The sequence below is a fragment of the Flavobacterium sp. GT3P67 genome (assembly GCF_004349155.1).
GTDB classification, from domain to species: Bacteria; Bacteroidota; Bacteroidia; order Flavobacteriales; family Flavobacteriaceae; genus Flavobacterium; species Flavobacterium ranwuense.
Window position 1 is genome coordinate 147,738 of sequence record NZ_SMLF01000009.1, and the last position, 17,337, is coordinate 165,074.

10 protein-coding genes are annotated in these 17,337 nt (G+C 35.1%); 1 reads left to right on the top strand and 9 read right to left on the bottom strand.

What is annotated here, in order from left to right:
* Positions 1–4: 4 nt before the first annotated feature.
* From E0H99_RS14365 to E0H99_RS14375, 3 genes are all read right to left on the bottom strand, one after another.
* The gene (locus E0H99_RS14365; protein ID WP_131997003.1) at positions 5–2,299 is read right to left on the bottom strand and encodes a BamA/TamA family outer membrane protein; all 2,295 of its coding nucleotides are present in this window, start codon (positions 2,297–2,299) and stop codon (positions 5–7) included.
* Between the two features lie 105 nt (positions 2,300–2,404).
* Positions 2,405–7,381, bottom strand: a complete 4,977-nt coding sequence (locus tag E0H99_RS14370) for a translocation/assembly module TamB (protein ID WP_131997006.1) — start codon at positions 7,379–7,381, stop codon at positions 2,405–2,407.
* 168 nt (positions 7,382–7,549) lie between these two features.
* Positions 7,550–9,232 carry a Na/Pi cotransporter family protein gene (locus tag E0H99_RS14375; RefSeq protein ID WP_131997008.1) on the bottom strand — a complete coding sequence of 561 codons (1,683 nt, stop codon included), beginning with the start codon at positions 9,230–9,232 and terminating at the stop codon, positions 7,550–7,552.
* 151 nt (positions 9,233–9,383) lie between these two features.
* On the opposite strand from E0H99_RS14375, the gene E0H99_RS14380 reads away from it, so the two are divergent.
* Positions 9,384–12,050 (top strand): bifunctional YncE family protein/alkaline phosphatase family protein, encoded by a 2,667-nt coding sequence (locus tag E0H99_RS14380; protein WP_131997011.1) that lies wholly within the window; start codon positions 9,384–9,386, stop codon positions 12,048–12,050.
* A 189-nt stretch (positions 12,051–12,239) separates the two neighbouring features.
* Here the strand turns inward: E0H99_RS14380 and E0H99_RS14385 are convergent, their stop codons facing one another.
* From E0H99_RS14385 to E0H99_RS14410, 6 genes are all read right to left on the bottom strand, one after another.
* Positions 12,240–12,809: a ferritin-like domain-containing protein gene (locus tag E0H99_RS14385; protein WP_131997013.1), complete on the bottom strand. Its 570-nt coding sequence runs from the start codon at positions 12,807–12,809 to the stop codon at positions 12,240–12,242.
* Positions 12,810–13,111: 302 nt separating this feature from the next.
* Positions 13,112–13,795, bottom strand: coding sequence for an aspartate/glutamate racemase family protein (locus E0H99_RS14390; protein ID WP_131997015.1), 684 nt, complete (start codon positions 13,793–13,795; stop codon positions 13,112–13,114).
* Position 13,796: 1 nt separating this feature from the next.
* Positions 13,797–14,234 (bottom strand): acyl-CoA thioesterase, encoded by a 438-nt coding sequence (locus tag E0H99_RS14395; protein WP_131997017.1) that lies wholly within the window; start codon positions 14,232–14,234, stop codon positions 13,797–13,799.
* Between the two features lie 65 nt (positions 14,235–14,299).
* The gene (locus E0H99_RS14400; protein WP_131997020.1) at positions 14,300–15,772 is read right to left on the bottom strand and encodes a serine hydrolase; all 1,473 of its coding nucleotides are present in this window, start codon (positions 15,770–15,772) and stop codon (positions 14,300–14,302) included.
* A 186-nt stretch (positions 15,773–15,958) separates the two neighbouring features.
* A complete protein-coding gene (locus E0H99_RS17480; RefSeq protein WP_240723493.1) occupies positions 15,959–16,135 on the bottom strand; it encodes a hypothetical protein in 177 nt (58 codons plus the stop codon).
* A gap of 191 nt (positions 16,136–16,326) precedes the next feature.
* A complete protein-coding gene (locus E0H99_RS14410) occupies positions 16,327–17,307 on the bottom strand; it encodes a C1 family peptidase (protein ID WP_131997022.1) in 981 nt (326 codons plus the stop codon).
* Positions 17,308–17,337: the final 30 nt, after the last annotated feature.

Consider the following 17,337-nt stretch of genomic DNA (forward strand, 5'->3'; position numbering starts at 1 on the left):
GTTTTTAAAAAGGGTAACCAATAGCCAAGTTGAAAATCAAATTTTCTTTTCGCCAAGTGCCACTTCCAAAATTAATTTGATCTAAAACCCAACGATCGCCATCGGGTAAATACGGTTTCCGAATAGGGAAGGCGAAATCCGTTCTAAGAATCAGAAACGAGAAATCGAAACGCAAACCGGCTCCGGCTCCAACGGCTATTTCATTCAGGAATTTTTTTGAAAATTTCGCCCCTGGTTTATCGGAATTCTCATTCAATAGCCAGATATTTCCGGCATCTATAAACAAAGCACCTTTCACCAATCCGTAGATTTTAGCTCGGTATTCGGTATTAAATTCCAATTTTATATCACCGGATTGATCGGGTAAAAAAGCAGTGGTATTCGTTGATGCACCATCAAAACTTCCCGGACCTATAGAACGTGCTCTAAAGGCTCGTAAACTATTGGTTCCACCAATGAAAAACTGCTTTATAAATGGCATTTCAGCTGAATTTCCGTAAGCAAATCCAGCCCCTACAATAATTCGGCTGGCCAATTGTGCATCGGGACTGAACTTATAATAATGTCTGAAATCATTTTCTATTTTGATAAATTGGCTAAACGGAACATCAAATAATTTAATGGTATCCCCTTTTTGAACATTCGCACCTGAAACTAATCCTGCCACGTTTCCAGCTAAGTCGATAGATCCTTTGTAATAAAAAGTATTTTTCTTTCTTTTTTGTAGTGTGTTCGTGTAGGTATAGGAATAGGTTGGTCCAAAAATCAATTGCTTTTCAATTACTTTTCCCAAGGATTCATTTGCAAGAATTTGTTCTTGGTACAAAGCAGTAACATTTTGCGGACTGGCATACGTAATCTCAGTAACATTCAATAAATGTTCTTTTCGTTCATTTTCTTTCCATAAATAACCAAATGAACCTTTGAAAGTTTGCAGGGAATATAAATTGGTTCTGTTTTGGAATTCATATCCTAATGTAGCTTTTGTTTTTGGTACAAAACCACTGGAAGGATTTAGTTCAAAAGGAGCAACAAATCTAGGCCAAACTAAATTGGCTTCGGTTCCGACTCTATAAACATTAAACCCATTATTTTGTCCGGAAACTTGTACTTCAACACCGCCAAAAGCAGAGATAGTAAGCAATTCAGCGCCTCTAAAAGTATTTCGATTGCTCCAGTTTAAATTGAGTTCGGTTCCTGTATAATTAGCGGAATTCGTTTTGGCTAATACTTCCAGTCGTATTGATTTTTTGGGTAAAGGTGTCAGATAATAATACGCATCCAGATAATTTCCAGTCGTATCAGAAACCCTGAATTGATTTTTTACAAATTTGAAAGTTCCAAGATTTACTAATCTATTCAAGGATAAATTATGATCGGTACGGTTGTACAAATCGTTTTTTTTGAAATACAATGCTCTGTCAAAAATACGGGGTTTGAATAAATTCTCCGGATCAATAATGGTTAAATCATTGTATTTTTTGATGGAATCCATATTGGTTTTTACACTGTCAGAACCGATCGAATAGTTTGGATAAACGATAATTTTATTGATTTTGTATGGTGTCTCTGCCAGTTTTGGAGCTTCATCTTTTACTTTTACAATAAGATCTACCTGATGATCTGCAACAGTTGTATCCACTTGTACTTTAAGATAATCGGGATTGAAATAAAAGAATCCTTTTTCTTTTAATCTGGCGTCAATGCGAATTCTTTCTTCTTTGATGGCATCAAGATTGTAACCTTCTTCTTTTTTTAGCAGACTTCTTCGTCTGGTATTGCGAACCGCAGTCGAAATTATAGATGAATCCGTGGGGAATTTTACTTCTTTAATTTTATATTGTTTTCCGGGTTTTACGATATATTCTGCGGTTGCTTTTTTACCATGTCGGGTTGAATCTGCTGCAGTTTTTGTATTGAAATAGCCACTGTTTTCGGCAAAGTTTTGCAAAACACTTTTGTTGTATTCTAAGTCCACTTGGCTGTATAAAACGGGTGCTTCGCCTACTTTAGTTCTCAACCAGTTGCGCCATCCTTTTTCTTTCTTTGGCGTCCCAGCCAAATTGTAGATATATAGTTTAGGTCTTAATCCCAAAATCGAGGAATTAGGCTTTGGTCTAAGTACATCTTTTAATGCCGTTTTTAATGCTTTTTTTTCTTTTTTAGAGGTTTCTTTTCCTTCCACGGTTACTTTAGCACCAATATACAGCAGTTCACCTTCAGGCAGAAATCTGGTATTGCTGCAGGAGGAAACGAACAATCCTAAAAAAAGAAAATATAGTAAATGGCTCTTGTTCATCAATTTTAGTATTTATTAAAAAAAAATTAAACCATTAAGGAATTAAGTTTCATTAAGGAAAATCGATTGGTCTATTTTCTTAACTTCTTAATGGTGCAAAAACTTTTATTTATTTTTTCGTTTTGCTTTTTTTGCTTCACTTTTGCGAAATAATTCACTGAATTTATTGTAATCCATAGTGATAATAAAAGCAATTCCGGTCTCCACAACTTCCCCTTGAAGTGCTACTTGATATTTATTTATGCGATATGCCCTTATTTTATACCTTCCATCTTTTGATAGTTGATAATCTATCGAAACATCACCGGCAATATTATTGGCGTTTTGATTGACTTGCTGCGGTCCTTCAATTCCAAAACTGCTTCCCACAGTTACTTTCAATCGGTCATTTAGTAATTTCTTTGAAATTCCTACGCTCAAATCGGTTTTGTTTTCTCGTTGACCGGTTGTATAATCATCAGAAGTATTCAAATCGAAATTGAGTTCTACACCTTCAATTAAATCACCAGCCAAATTATTAAGTTGTTGCGACAAAATTTTACTGGCACTTTCTCTTGCTAGTGACGAAACGCTTGTTCCTCCGGTTTCACTGGCAAATGGGTTTTCTCCAATAAAACGATTCAGTAGCAGTAAGGCAAAAACCTGTTTGTTTAATTCATCCGGTTGCTGACGCAGTTGCGTCAATTTAGCTTGTGTAGCATTGATAATTTCTGTTGAAACACTATTATTTCCCTCAGGTAAAATGATATCAAAAGAAATGTTTGGTTTCATTAATTCACCATTCATTTTCAATTCGGTTTCAAAAGGAATTTTTTGTTTGTAAGTATTTCTCACTTCGGCAGTGACATCTCCTAATTGATCATTTATCAAATCAATTGGAGCAGCTTCAGTTTTATAAACCGCGGTGATATTGATATCAGCAGTTGTAGGCTCACCAGTCCACAGGATATAACTTCCTTTTTTGATGTCGAATTTTCTTTTGATGGCATTAAAATTCATTTCATAACTCCCTTCGGATAATTCATATCTACCAGTCAGCGTTGTTTTTCCTGACGGATCAATACCGCCGTTCAATTGCGCTTCCCCTTTTAATTTTAGAAAATCTCCGTTGGCTTTGTCAATCACAATCGATATTTCGGCATCTTTATCAATCTCAATATTTACTGAAGCATTGATTCCTTTTATTTCCATTTCACTATTCAATTCATCCATGACAATGGTCTCGACTAATTTCGGATTGTCTTGGTCAATGAATTCTACGATGCCTTCTCTATCCGCAATTGACGGATCTGATTGTGGTAAAACAATAGTGAATTTAGTGTCTTTATTAATTTTGATGTTTCCTTCTACAATAGGATTATCAAAATTACCTGTTACTTTTAAGTGATTGTCCAAGTATAATTCGCCATAATACAAATCATTGTCTTTTGCTTTAGAATTGACGGCCTTGAAATTATCAGCATCGATGGCTAAATCAAACCCAAAATTGCTGAAATTGGCACTGTCAATCTTTCCGTTGATGGCTAAATCATTGTCTTTTTCATCCTTAATAATAAAATTATCGAAAAGAATAGCATTGGGTGTAAATACAATTTTATCGTTTAGTGACTTGAATTTAGCATTGAGCTGCTTCACTTTGAAACCAATTTCATTGAACTGTAATTCTCCAATTACTTTGGGCTGAGTGGTATTTCCGGTTATTTTAAAATCCCCTGTCAAAAATCCAGTGCTTTCTGTAATGTTATCCAATGTAAAGCCCTGAATACTTTTTAAGTTCAATTTATCAATATCGAGATTCATATCAAAACTGCTGTCAGTAGCCTTGTAATTTCCTTCTAAATTGACTTGATTTCCCTGACCAGTAATTGCGATTACGGCATCATATTGGTTGGCAATCGCATTGTTTACTTTGATACTGATGTTTCCGATCGTATCTTTTTTGAAAGTAAAATTCTCAATATTCAAATCCGAAGTAAAAAGAGGTGAGGTACTTATATTTTTTACCAATGCATTTCCATTGATTTTACCACTCATTTGTAAATCATCTTTCTCAACGATACTGGTAATGGTTTTTATATCAAAATCTTTGAAATCAATTGCGATTGGTGCATTTGCTTCCTGAGATTGTGATTGTATAAGGATTTTACTTCCGTCTTTACTCAATTCGAAATTATCAGCATAAATCCCTTTTTTACCAAAGCGAATCAAATTGTCTTGTGCTATTTTCCAAGATTCATAGTTCAGTAACAAATTATTTGGATCAAGATTTATTTCGTTGTTTCCGTTTGTAGCTTTTAATGTTCCTGTAATTAAGTATCTTTCTTTGTCTTTTAAATCTTTTAATTGCAAGGTATAATCCACAATATTATTTTGCACTTTCCCCGAAATATTGGTGTGAGGCAATTGAATTTGTTTGTTTTGAATGTCATCAACAATAAAACTGTAAACAAGTGAATTGTCTTTGGTATCCACTTTAAGGACAGCGTTTGTAATGGTGTTTTCTCCATAAATTAATTTTGGAATTGTGCCATTCATAACAATAGAATCGTTAACAGAGTTGTATCGTCCTTGTATATTAATAGGTTCAAGACTTTTCAACTCAGGAATAAGTTTTAATAGAATTGGACTGTCTTTTACGCCAATTTTAAAAACAAATTCTTGTTTCTCAACTGCTGTTTTTCTTGAATTTGGTTTACTGTCATAATACTTTGCAATAGAATTTGATAATGCAGTCGTTATTTTTGACAACTTGTATTTTCCATTGGCGTCCACATCCAAAAACGGAGATTTTATTACTAATGTATTCTTTTCAGCGGTGGAAGTTGCCACTGCGCTAATAGAATCAATTACAAATTCTTCTTTTGCATTTACTATGGTAATGTTGCGTGCATATACCGTTCCGTTGAGGTAATCAAGATTTACCGACTGAATATCTGCATCTACAACGCCTCTTATTTTTAATGGGCCAGCGTGCAGATTTAGTTTTTCTAAATCAGCGATATCCACATTCAATTTTAATTTTCCGGTAGGATATTTGTCTTTAAAACTTCCGCTGCTCACCAAATCAAAAGTTAGATTAGGATCTTTTGCGAAAGCAGTTGCATTGAAATTTCCGTTGCGAATAGTCCCTTTTACGGCTACATTTTGGTACGTGTATTTATTATAATATGCTTTTAGAATATTTCCGTTTAAAGATGCAGTTGCTGTTTTTGGATCAAATCCAGTCCCTTTTATATTGGCTTTTAAAGTTACTTTTCCAATGGAGTCGTTTTTGATAAATTTCCCTAAATCAAAATTATTAAGTTCCGTTTGGGCATCATATTTCTCGTAGTTTTTTCTGCTTTGGTCGAATGTAGCTTTGATTTTTGCATTTCCAAAGCTACTTGCTATATTCATATTAGTATTGAAATTAGCAATAGTTCCTTTAAAAATTCCTTTGGCGCTAAACTTTGACGGCAACTGAATCGAATTTGGAATGGTTCCTTTAGGCAAAAAGCCAACAAAATCTTTCGAACCGGATTGTAAATCTTTAATATTTAAATCAAAATAGGCTTTGTTGACATCCGGTAAACCGATGATTCTGCCGCTTGCCGCTACTTTTGTAGTTCCAATACCTCTGATCTCAATAGATGGAAATTCAATGTTTTTTAATTTTCCTTTTACAGTTCCATTGACTAGCAATATCGCATTGGGATTGCTCATAAACGGATTTACGTTTACTAGCGTTGGAGCAAAAAGCAAAATATCTTTAATCCCCAATTTGCTTTTTTTCAAATTGGCAATAAGTCCTAATTCTCCCGGATTTCTGGCTAAAGATTCAATGGAAGGATATCCAATTTTAATTTCATCTTTCAGTTCCGTTTGAGGTGTTTTTAAATATAATTTTTTAAGAAAAGCATTCTTTTTGCCATAGAAAAATTCCGCATTAAAGGATTGAATGTTTAAACCGCTTTTGTCTTTAACGGTTAATGAATTGGCAACGCCGGAAATATTTTCGGGATTGTAATTCAGTAAATCCACTTGTAAGTTTAAATTGGTAAGATTTAAATGGTTGTAATCGATTCCTTTTTGAACTGTTACAATAGTATTATTGTCGTAACGGAAATTTACTCGTTTGAATTCCGTTTTCTTTATTTTGACTTCCCAGTTGTTCGATTCGTCATTTACAGTTTCTTTTTTAGGTCTGATTTTATCTAATTTATCAAAAGTCAAAGTACCTTCCACACCAGTTAAATCAAGACTTTCAATAATTGCGAATTGATTGTTAAGGTCAATTTTATCAATTTTAGCGTTTAGTTTTTTCAAATAAAAATTAGTGGATAGCTTGGTTTCCTCGCTTTCATAATCGAAATCAATTTTTGCGAAATCAATTTCACCCAATTTTAATTTTAAGATGGATTCCGGTTCGTTTTTTATCGCTGCTACTTTGGTCGCATTGGATATTTGAACCAAACCTTGCTTTAATTGGAATTTTAATCCATTGATTTTAGCTTTTGGAATTTCAAAGTTCATTTCATCTAAATCGAAGGTTTTAATTTTCGTCTCAAAATGCTTTAGATTGGCATAAATATCATTTTTTGTGACGGCATCGGTATAGTTAAACTTAATACGGTCGAGCTTAATTTCTGCTACAGAAAACTGCATGGGTGGTGAATCACTCTTTTGTTTCTCTGGCGAAGCAAACGCTTTTATGATATAATCAAAATTAAAAACAGCTTTGGAATCTCTATTTAAATAGGCCGAAATTCCTACTAATTCTAAGGAGTTGATTTCGATTTTATTGTTTACCAATTGAAACAGACTGATATCGGCAGCTAACTTTTCTCCCGCAAAAAGAGTGTCTTTTTTTTGATCTTCAAAATAAACGCCTACGAGAATTACTTTTTTGGGAAATTCAATCGCCAGACTATCGACCCTCACTTTGGTTTTAATTTTTCCTTCCAGATAAGCAACCGCTTTTCCTTTGGCATAATTCTGAACGGAGGGAATTTGAATCGTCACAAACAGAATTAAGAACAACAGGATTATGGTTCCTATTATCCAAAGGAAAATTTTTAAACTTTTCTTTACATATGTTTTCAAATGAGGTGTATTTTTTGGTTAAATTTAACCAATTTAAATCAGAATTGCAATCTTGTATACAAATGGGATTACTTACAAAGATTAAAAATGGAAAACGAAATACTTTACAAAATTCAAAAATAATGTTGCAAAATTACTGGAACGAATTATAAGCAAATAAATTGTATTTTATGTTTTATATATGGGAATTTCATTAAAATTTTGAGCTTGTTTTTCATCTAATAGAATATCTTTTACCGCCATTAATATTGCTTTATTTGAAGTAAAAAGTTCTCTGTTGAAGTTTATTACGGTTGTAATGTCAATGTCTTCTATGGGTGCAAGTTGCGCCTCAGTGTAAAATGTATTGAGCGCTGTTGTGTAATTTTTTTGAATGGTATCAAATTGAGTTGTCAGTTCTTCAAAACTTGACTTTTTTTCGGTGTTCAGAAATGCATTTAATTTCATGTAAAGTTCTTCAGTTTCTTTTTTGTGATGAAGAAAAAATTGATATTTAATTTCTTTTGACGAACTGCTGAGGTTAGTAATGTTGCTTCCAATATCTTTTATACTTTTTACAGCATGCATGGAACTTCGCACGGCAGAAATCAATTGGTTCAGTTCGGAATTTTGTTCACTATTCAATTTTACTCTTAATTTCAAATGAAAAGCTTGTAATTCACCTTGCAACTGTTTTAGGAATTCATATTTTTCTTCAGTGGTTTTTGAATCAAAATTTCTTTTATCATTGATTTCCTTATAATTAATTTGTTGGTCAAGTTTGAGAGTTTGGATTTTGAATAATTCCAAATTGAAAAGCATCGAGTTATGAATGAAATATCGAGTCTCTCTTCGGAATAAATCCAACGCTGTTTCGGGTTCTGCGATTGACGCGTGACCTATAAATGCAGCGGTAGAACCATCTGTGTTTTTGAAAAAACGTTCCAAAAATGTTGTAAATAAATCCAAAACTGGAAGAAATAATACAATGGCCAACAGATTTATTAAACTCGAAAAAGTAACCAACCCAATGAGTGGATCTTTAATTTTTAGGATATCAGTTATCAGCAAAAGAATGGGTCTAAGCAATACAAAAGCAATGGCAGTAATAAAAATATTAAACAATAAATTGCCTAGTGCCACTCTTTTTTTGGAAGCATTTCCGCCAATAGCACTCAATACTATTTTAATGATGGTACCTGTTTCACCACCCAGAACGATTGCCGCCGCCATAGGAAATCCAATTGCTCCAGCGTTGAGAGCACTCAATGTAAGTGCCATAGTTACGGAACTTGATTGAACAACCAGCGTAATCAAAAAACCAATAATCAGAAAAATTAGTAGTGGTTTAGAAGCATATTGCGAAAAATCAAAATGTTGAACCTGCGCTTCCATAGCCGTTTTCATGAAAGAAAGACCGATAAACATTAAACCAAATCCCAGAAGAAAATAGGAAACATATTTTATGGTTTTCCGGTTTCCAAGGAGGATTAGCAAAAAACCTCCCAAACAAACCGCCGGATATGCAATTACTTCTATATTGGTTTTAAAACCAAGTGTTGCCACGAGCCAACTGGCAAGTGTTGTACCCAGATTTGCTCCCAAAATAATGGCCATAGCATTTTTCATGGTGAAAACTCCTGCGCCAACAAATGCCAAAACCATCAAAGAAACCATAGAACTACTCTGAAGAATACCGGTTACTATTGTTCCGCCGGCTACTGCACCAATGTTGTTTTTTGTGATACGCTGAAGAAACAGTTTGAAATTTCTCCCTGAAAGATTTTTTAAGGATTCCTCCACAAGATGCATGGCGAAAAGAAACAGCCCTACACCAGCGGAAAGTTTTAATATAGTATTGAGAGTTTCCATAGTTAAAAATAGGACTAAAGATAAGAATAAAATACCCGAACATCAAATTTGGAAGAGTTGCCTTTACTTTATATTAGATAAAAAAATCATTAAGGTTATTACTATAAATCAGAAATAGTTACTTTCGTAATGAATAATTAATAAACAGACAATGAGGTCAATTAGTGTTTTTAGTATCCTTGTTATTTTTTTGCTATCTATTGGTGTAAAGACAGAAGCTTTTTCCCAAGAAGATAAAAACAATCAATGGTTTAATTCGGCTAACCGTCATAAAGACAATAAAGCTCCCGTTAAGGATGCTTCACTGCAAAAGGGGAGTGCTATCTTAGAGCCAACCCAAATCGATTCAACATGGAAAAAAATGCTGGTGGGCAACACGCTTTCTTCGTTTGGTTACCTGGTAAAACCAGAGGGCATTTCAATTGAATTGGGGAAAAAGGAACGCATATTGAATTTGGTTTTGGCACAAGACAAGAAGTTTCTGGTGGTGAAATCAGATGCACATCTGTCAGTTGTTGACGCTGATAATTTCAAAGTAATAAGCCAGAATCCTTTTCCCGATAAAAATGACGGAGGTTCCATGTATGGACTTGCTTTAGATAAAGATGACGCCACGATTTATTATACGGGACAGCAAAAAAACATGTATATAGGAACCCTGAGTAAAAACGGAACTTTCGAACAAACAAAAACAATTGATTTGTCGATTGATAAAAAGTTCACTAATCCACTGGGAATTGGTCTCTGTAACAAATCCAACTTGGCCTTGGTGGCTCTGGCTATTGCCAATCAGGTGGCGGTAGTGGATTTAAAAACCGAAAAAGTACTTCGCAACATTCCCGTAGGGGTTTGCCCGTATGCTGTTGCCATAAGCCATGATGAATCGACTGCTTTTATCAGCAATTTTGGTGGGCCTATTCCCGGAAAATACGATAAAACCGAAAAATCTGCCGGCTCGGATGTGGCAGTAGATAGCTATTCGATTGCTTTTAGGGGTTCCGTTTCGGTAATTGATATAAAAACCAAAAAAGTTATTGCCGAAATCAGTACCCGAGTTCATCCCGAATCGATGGTTTTATCTCCCGATGGCAAACTCTTGTATGTTACCGATGCCAGCGGAGACGGAATTAGTGTGATTGATATAGAAAAACGAAAAGTTATTGAGACTATTGATACCAAACCCAATCCCAACTTGCCTTATGGGAGTTTAACCACCGCATTGGAATTTAGTTCGAACGGAAAAATATTGTTTGCCGCCAATGCAGGAAACAACGCTATTGCTTTAATCAATCCTAAAAAACCGAAAGAAGGACCTTATGGGTTTATCGCTGCGGGTGGTTTTCCGGGAGCCCTTTGTATAAAAAATGACGATTTATTTATCGGTAATGTTGTCCCGCTAAAGGGAGGTTTGCAAAAAGTAGCATTACCATCCAACAAAGCCGAACTCGAAAAATATACCCAGGAAGCCGAAAAAGGCTTTCATCTAATCGATATCATCAGAGCACAAGCCGTGGCCGAATCGGGAGTTGAGCCAAAACCGGTTCCTGCCCGCGTGGGGGAACCTTCGGTGATTAAACACGTAGTTTATATTATCAAGGAGAATAAAAAATTTGATCAGGTATTCGGAGATTTTGGAAAAGGAAATTGCGATCCCAACTTAGTTGAATTTCCAAAAATGGTGACTCCAAACATGCATGCACTGGCCAGTCAATTTGTATTATTGGATAATTATTATTGCAATGGTATCCAGTCCAATGATGGTCATCAATGGGCGGTACAAGGCATAACGACTCCTTATCGCGAAAAGGATTATGCAAGTGTGCACTGTGCCTATGATTTTGGCACGGATCCCCTTTGTTATGCAGCAAGTGGGTTTATTTGGGATCACCTTTTGCGCAAAGGAATTTCTTTTAGGAATTTTGGGGAACTCGATTATCCGGTTTTGGTTAAAGGAAAAACTTGGACTGATTTTTATAGTTCATGGGCCAATAAAACCAATACTGCAGAATTTCAATGTGTTTACAACTCTGATATGCTTCGCAAATACAGCGATTTGCGTTTCCCAGGCTGGCAGATGAATATACCGGATCAAATAAGGGCAGACGCTTTTATCACCGCCTTATCGGAATATGAAAAGCAAGGAAATTTACCGGAATTTATTGTAATCTATATGCCTAACGATCATACTAATGGGTACAGTACAGCCAATCCAACTCCTAGAGCCTATGTGGCCGATAATGATTTAGCCACGGGACGCGTGGTTGATGCGCTTTCAAAGAGTTCGTTTTGGAAAGACATGGTGGTGTTTATCAATGAAGATGACCCGCAAACCGGTACCGACCATGTTGATGGTCATCGTTCCTATTGCTTAGTGGCTGGACCCTATGTAAAACGTGATGCCTTAGTGAGCACTTTTTATAACCAGTCTTCGGTACTGCATACCATTTGCCAGATTTTTGGGGTGCAACCTATGAACCAAACGGTGGCCATGTCTCCGCTAATGACCGAATGTTTTCAAGATATTCCCAATTTTACAAATTACACCTATTTGGAATCCAACATTGCATTAAATGAGATGAATCCTGCCAAGAAAGACATGAAATCTAAAACACAAGCACGATTGGCTCCCAAAACGGAAAAATTAGACTTCTCAAAACCAGATCGGATAGATAAGGACGCCTTGATGTTCAGTAAATATGTATGGTCTACTATTTATGGAGATAAACCGTTCCCTTCCCAATATTTTGGGGATCACGGAAAAGGCCTCAAACAACTGGATTTAAAAATAGACACTAGCGTTAAGGATTTGGATGATTGATTCTAAAGCATCAACAAATAGGATGATTGATTCTTTGATATGGCCTCTTCCATATTCTTCTTGATTATGAACATCTAAATAATAGATTTTTGTTTTGCCAAGTAAGCATAACCAAAAAAAGCCTGCGCTTGGCAGGCTTTATATCAAACAGAAAAACAGTAAATAATTGCTGGTCTTCAATAAAAATTATTATTGAATATTTTCAATTGCATCAGCTCCTGAAGCATTAAAATTAATGTTAGATTGAGCTATTTCTTTTAAAGAAGCATTCGCTTTTTTTTGTTCATTTAATGTCATAGCGAGCAAACTTGCGGCTTTGTTTTCGCCGAGATTTTCTGCAAAGGACTGTAAAGCATCATAAGTAGCAATTTCATATTGTTTTAACTTTTGTCCAGTGGCAATAATTCCAGCATCACGCACAGCACCTATTTCGGTTTTTGCTATTATGTCTTTACTTTCGTTTATTAATCCTTCTATAGCTTGGCTTTTTACCGCAACGACTTTAATACCCTTAGATTCGAATATTTCCTCCAAGCGGGAAACATGCGCTTTCGTTTCAGTCAAATGATTTTTTAAGGTGTTGGCCAATTCGGGTGATGAAGCATTTTCCACCATATTCGGTAAGGTATTCATCAATGCTTTTTCTGCTGAGTAAATATCTTTCAACCCAACTTCAAATAAGTCTCTTAAATTATATGCTGCTTCTGATTTTGCTTCTGCAAATCCTTTAGCTTCTTGTTTTCTATCTGTAGTTCCCATGACAGTTGTTTTTTAAATATTATTTTTCGAGAGGTATAAATTATGTCTAATTATAAATTGACAATTTTATTTTTGTTGTAATTTTAAAATTCATATACCCCGGCTTTAATATTTATACATTGTAAAGTTAGTCAAATTACTAACTAAATGACTGTTAATTAACTAATTGTAAGTACGAATTGTATGATTCTAATAAAAAAAACAGACAGTAATTCTCTTCTGAATGGAAAAGAGATACAAGGATTAAGAAGGATTGCAGGGCTTCATAATTCAGTGTGATCGGGAGGATATATAGGATTTTTTTAGCTTAATGCAAACTCAACTGCTGCTGCCGAATGAATTAATGCCGTATCGAATATAGGGACAGCAATGTCTTCTTGTTGAATCAAAAGGGGAATTTCAGTACACCCCAGAATAATCCCTTCAGCGCCATTTTCTATTAGTTTTTCTATGATATTGATGTAGCGTTTTTTTGTATTGATATCAATGATTCCTTTTCCAAGTTCATGGTATATTGTTTCGTGAATAAAATCCCTGTCTTCTAGTTCTGGGATAATGGTTTCAATATTTTGATTACTGAGTTTAGAGGTAAAGAAATCCAATTCCATTGTGAATTTTGTGCCTAAAAGTCCCACTTTGGATAGATTGCTCTTTTTTATTTCTTTTGCCGTTTCAGTTGCAATGTGAATTACCGGAATATTTACTTTTTGCTCAATCCTGTCTGCTAAAAGGTGCATGGTGTTGGCACATAAAACAATAGCTTCCGCACCGCTTTGTTTTAAGTTTTCACACGCTCCAGAAAGCATATTAAATGTTGTTTCCCAATCATTATTGTTCTTTACAATATCAGCATAATTAAAAGAGTGAATAATGCATTTTGCAAAGTTTACGCCACCTAGTCTTTCGTTAATTCCTTCATTAATAAATTTGTAATAGTCAGCTGTGGAAACCCAGCTAATCCCACCAATAAGTCCCAATGTTTTCATTTTAAAGTCCTTCAAAATTTTCACTTTTAGGAAAAATATTCAAGGCTTCACTGGCGATTTTCGGAGTAGGAGAAGCTAGTTTGCGAAGTTTGGTATCCATCCAAGCACCATCAACAGTTATGGTTGCACAAAGTTTGTTGTCTTCATTCAAAAACTCATGCACAATAGACCAGCGGGAAGCATCGGGTTTCATTTTTGAGGTTTTGGTATGTATAAAAATTTTGTCAGAAAGCTTTATTTCTCTTCTAAAAACACATTCTTCCCTAAAAAGAATAGGTCCAAAATGCTGTGCTTGCATCACCTTCATCGTCAAACCAAGACTTTCCAAAATTTCGATACGGTGCTGTGCTCCAAAGTCATAATAAGCGCTGTGTCGTACATGAAAATTAGGGTCAAGATCAGACCAACGGAAAGATAATTCTTTTATAAATGAAGTCATTGTTGTTTTGTTTTAGTTAATGTCGCTGTCCTTTCGGTTTAATTTAATACGAAAGAAAGACGAATTTACGATTTTGAAATCTCTTCCAATACTTTTTTTCCACTTTCATTATTTGGATCAAGTTCTACTGATTTTTTATAATTCAAAATAGCAAGCTTTTTATCTCCATTTTTCAAATAGGCTTCTCCCAAACTGTCATATGCATTCCCTGATTGAGGAAACGCTTCAATATTTAGCTTGAAAACCTCTATTGCTTCTTTTTCTTTTCCGGTTTGTAATAATTGGTATCCTGCGCTATTCATTTCATTTTCGTTGATAGCATAGATATTTGAATTTTTATTCTCCTTAAAATACGCTAGTCCAGATGCGATTCCCTTTTCCAGAATAACCTCTACTAAAGCATTGGCTAGTGATTTTTTAGGCAAATTGTATGGTTTATTGTAAAGGATATTTCGAATTGCTATATTCATCTCGTTTAATTTTGTACCGCCCGTATTATTTAACAATACCACTAGATTTTTGTCAGCCGGAATGCGGGAAAGCAAGGTGTTAAATCCATTTATTCCTCCACCATGTTCAATAACCGTTAAACTGTCATTCGTTTCTCCATTGGAAGCCTTATTGATAAACCATCCGTAGCCATAATGTCCCGGTCCTGCAGGAATGTAAGAATTAAATAATAAATGGTTGTATTTTGTCGAAAGTAACTGGTCTGTGTAAAGTGCTTGGTCCCATAGATACAAATCGTCTACGGTAGAATACAAAGAACCGGCAGCGTAGGGAATAGACAAATCAAGATAACTGGCATTGCTGTAGTTTTTACCGTTTTTCTCATAACCGGAAGCTCTGTTTTTCAGAATCGTTTCATGATGGTCGAATCCTGTATTTTTCATTTTGAGTGACGTAAGAATATTGTCTTGTAAACACTGCTCATAGGTTTTACCAGAGACTTTTTCTATGATGTAACCCAATAAAAAATAACCGGAATTGCTGTACGCAAATTTTTCGCCTGGTGTAAATTCGAGCGGTAAGTCAGCGAATATTTTTACAAATGCTTCCGGGCTATAAGGATTAAGACTTGTTGTTTTGAAGAAATTAGGAAACGAAGTGTAATTTGGAATTCCAGATGTATGCGTAAGTAAGTGATGAATGGTTATTTTATCACCCGATGTTTTATGATAATCAGGAAGATAGGTTGTTATAGGAGCATCCAACTTTAATTTTCCCTGCTCAACTAATTGAATTATTAGCATGGCGGTAAATTGTTTGGTAACAGAACCCAATCTGTGTTTGGTATCTGGTTGGTTCGGAATATTCCATTCCATGTTTGCCATTCCAAATCCCTTTTTATAAATAACTTTACCTGCGTCAGCGACAAGGATAGAGCCGTTAAATTGCCCGTATTCCGAATATAAATTCATCAACTTATCGATCTGATCCGCTTTGGTTTGCCCAAAGGAAACCGTTATTGTAATTAGGTGGATGAATAGACCAATTAGGATTGTCTTTATTGTAAAATGATTGGAACGTTGTTTCATGATGATTGTTGGTTTTAGTGATTGATGTTATGTGCTGTTTTATTCTTCTAATAAATTTTCAGTTTTTGTCAAAAAAGCGGCTACTGATTCATTAATGTCAATGTCTATTAAGTCTGCAAGGACTGTGAGCTACCACATACATTCGCCCAATTTATGCAGTCGTTCAGGGTTTGTATTTCCTTCTGGTCAACGCCCTTGTTGCGACATGGTGTAACGTCCTATTAATCCCGCATCAGTAAGAAAAGCCAAAGCATCTTCGTCGACCGTCCATTCACTGCCGTGGTGCGTTTTTTCCAGTTGATGATATTGTTTTCTGATTTTTAACGCCCTTTCTTTGATTTCTTTTAAATCTAAATTCTTCATTTGTTATTTATTTGGGCTAATCGGGACATTGGTTTTTGGATGTGTATTTTTAATTAAAACAAGGTAAATAAAGAAATTAAAGCTGTGAATTTGTAATAATAATCGGGGGTTTACTTGAGTATAGACGGGATGTTTTTATACTTTAAATTCTTCCTGCTTCTAAAGTTAATGGGAAATAGTACTTTAAATATTTAAACCCAGATGCCGTATCCTTCGCAAAATGCTGCCGCAACATAATCGTTAGATGCATAAGCATAACCATTATCTCCCCAATCAGTTCCCCAACTGTTGCGAATGATAAAATGATTTTTAGTATAACCTACAATAGCAATCGCGTGTCCTGTATCTGGAACAACGGTTGTTAAATCATAAAAATCCAGTTTTCCACCATTAGCATAGTTTCTAAAGTTCCAGTCGGTATCAGTCATTGCTATTATTGGACCAATACTTGCTAACCACATTCTAAGATGATCTAAATTGACATCGTATTCCTTAATAATGCTGTAATAACTATTGATAGAAAATAGTGAAGCGATCGAATAAAAAGTTTCAGCATCCATTTGTGGGTCAATTATTCTTCCACCAAATGGAAGGTGTTTTTCTAGAACAGCACCATACTTTTTTAAAACATTTAAAGCACCTTTAAGAGGTGTCCCTGAATTTTCAATAAAAGTTTCTGGGTAGGATACAAAATTATCAGTTTCTTTTGCCGCCATCCAAGTAAATTGGACTGAAAGCCTTTCTGTTTCGTGTATTTTCTTAGCTCTTACTAAATGCCATCTCAATAATGAATCTGTAGCAGCCCATGCAGTACAAGAACCTGTATAACCTTGATTGCCTATTTCCCACCAATTATTACCTGTTCGTAAATCTACTTCTTCGGGAAAATCATGCTTTACAATACCATTAACTATTGCATGAATAATGGTCCAATCGTTTTCTTTTTCTCTTGATCTAACACAGTGGGCAATTGGTTTTTTTATAGTTTCTTCTACAAATCCTCCTGTTTTTTCTTTTATACTGTCTTCAGTTTTTCCTCCCGTTCTTCCTCCTGCCAAATCGCTTTCACCACCTCTTGTTCCACCTTTTCCGCCTTTCCCCCCCGATGTGCCTCCTTTTCCTCCCGATGCTCCTCCTTTTCCTCCTGAATTTCCTGCTATTCTTTCTGACATAATAATTTATTTAAGGGTTAAAATAGTTGC